The 2,012-nt window shown below is 56.2% G+C and carries 2 protein-coding genes; both read left to right on the plus strand.

The window, feature by feature from the left end; genetic code table 11:
• Nucleotides 1-1,201 (plus strand): tripartite tricarboxylate transporter permease (locus KG698_RS15080; protein ID WP_213686365.1); only part of this gene is annotated, 1,201 nt, incomplete at its 5' end.
• A 1-nt stretch (nt 1,202) separates the two neighbouring features.
• The coding region (locus KG698_RS15085; RefSeq protein ID WP_213686366.1) for a hypothetical protein at nt 1,203-2,012 on the plus strand (810 nt) is incomplete at its 3' end.

Genomic DNA, 2,012 nt, shown 5'->3' on the forward strand with positions numbered 1-2,012 from the left:
GCAGCGCGCGCTTGTCTATTGCTTCGTGGCGTCAATTTTTGGTGGCCTGATCGGCACAATGTTCGTGCTGGCGCTGTTGCCGGTGCTCTCACAGGTCGGAAATTACCTCCACTCTGTCGAGATGGTGGTGATCATCCTCTTTGGCTTGACCCTGATCGCGGTGATCGCTGCAGCAGACATGATCAAGGGTCTTTTGGCGGGTATGCTTGGGCTGTTGATCGGTGCCATAGGAACCGACTTCATTTATTCAGAGCCGCGCGCAACCTTTGGCATGTTGGAGCTGTATAGCGGCGTGCCGCTCGTGCCCGCGCTGATCGGGCTTTTTGCAATTTCGGAAGTTTTCGTTCTGATCGAGCGCGGGCGAGTGCTGAAGGACGAATACATGGATGTCGTCGTCAGCTCGAAACTTTATGACGTCTGGGTGCTAGTGAAAGAGGCGTTGCGAAGCTGGTTCTTGATGACATGGACTGCGCTTATTGGGGTGATTATCGGAATCATTCCGGGTGCCGGAGCCTCGATCGCAGCTTTCGTCGCGTATCAGCAAGCGCGCACATTCTCAAAAACGCCCGAGTTGTTCGGCACGGGTGTCCCCGAGGGGGTCGCGGCCCCCGAAGCTGCCAATAATGGTGTGACTTCGGGCACGCTCGTTCCGCTGATGGCGATCGGTGTGCCTGGCGGATCAACCGCGGCAATCATGATGGTCGTGTTGCAGTACCATGGCGTCACGCTGGGCCCGCGGCTGTTTATCGACAGTCCCGAATTGGCCTATGGCATTTTCACCGCGGCCTTCATCACCTACCTCTTGATGATCCCGTTGATGTTTCCAATGGCGCAATACATGTCGCGGGTCACGACTGTTCCGGCTTTCTTCCTTGTGCCAATGATCTTGGCCTTCACGCTTTTGGGAGCCTTCGTACCGCGTGCCTATATGTTCGACATGGGGTTGGCGGTGGCTTTTGGTCTTTTGGGCTATTTGGCGCGCAAGACAGGCTACCATGTTACCGCGATTTTGATCGGCATCATTCTTGGGCCTCTGATGGAACAATATCTGATGCGCGCGCTGCGTATTTCGCGCGGTGATGTGGGCATTTTGTTCAGCTCGAACATAGGCAACATCCTTTGGCTGTTCCTCATCATCACGCTGCTCTTGCCGGTCTACAAAAATTGGCAGGCAAAAAAGAAGCAAAAGGAGGCAGTCTGATATGGGCGTGACTTTGGCGAGAAGTTTTAAAAGTCTGGCCCGGCTCAACATTCCCGGCGGCGGTCAGGTGCGGGTTGATGGAGGCTATGCTTTCGTTGGCCACATGGATGCGCCTAACGGCACCAGCATCATCGACATCCGCGATCCGCGCGACCCCAAGGTTGTTGCCCATGTTGCAATTGATGACCCTTGGTCGCACAGCCACAAGGTGCGCGTCTGTGGCGATCTAATGGTCGTCAACCACGAACAGAACAAGCGCCATTTCCACCGCAAGGGCGAGGGCCTTCTCGAATTCACCGAACAGATGCAGGCGCGCGAAAGACGGGACCCGACAGATGCGGAATTGGCAACTTTCCTTGAGGTGACACCAGCGGATATCCCAACACTTCGGGAAAGCGCACGCCGCGGCTATCATGATGGCGGCTTTCGCATCTACGACATCAAGGACCGCGCCAATCCAAGGCTGCTGTGCCACCAAAAGACCCACGGCTTTGGCGTTCATCGCTTCGATTTGGACGAGCGTTATCTCTATATGTCGACCGAAATGCCTGGGTTCGTCGGCAATATCCTGGTCGTGTACGACTACGCCGATCCGACCAAACCGGTCGAGGTTGGGCGCTGGTGGATGCCCGAACAAGAGAATTTCGACGGGGCGCGTCCAACGTGGAAGGGCTATCAGAAACGGCTGCATCATACGCAGCGCGTGGGCAATGAGTTGTGGGCCTCGTGCTGGCATGCGGGCTTTCGGGTGGTCGACGCGACCGACATTGGCGCAATGAAAACTATCGGCTCCTTCGACTATCACCCGCCA

Source organism: Roseicyclus sp. (assembly GCF_018402035.1).
Lineage (GTDB): Bacteria > Pseudomonadota > Alphaproteobacteria > Rhodobacterales > Rhodobacteraceae > Roseicyclus.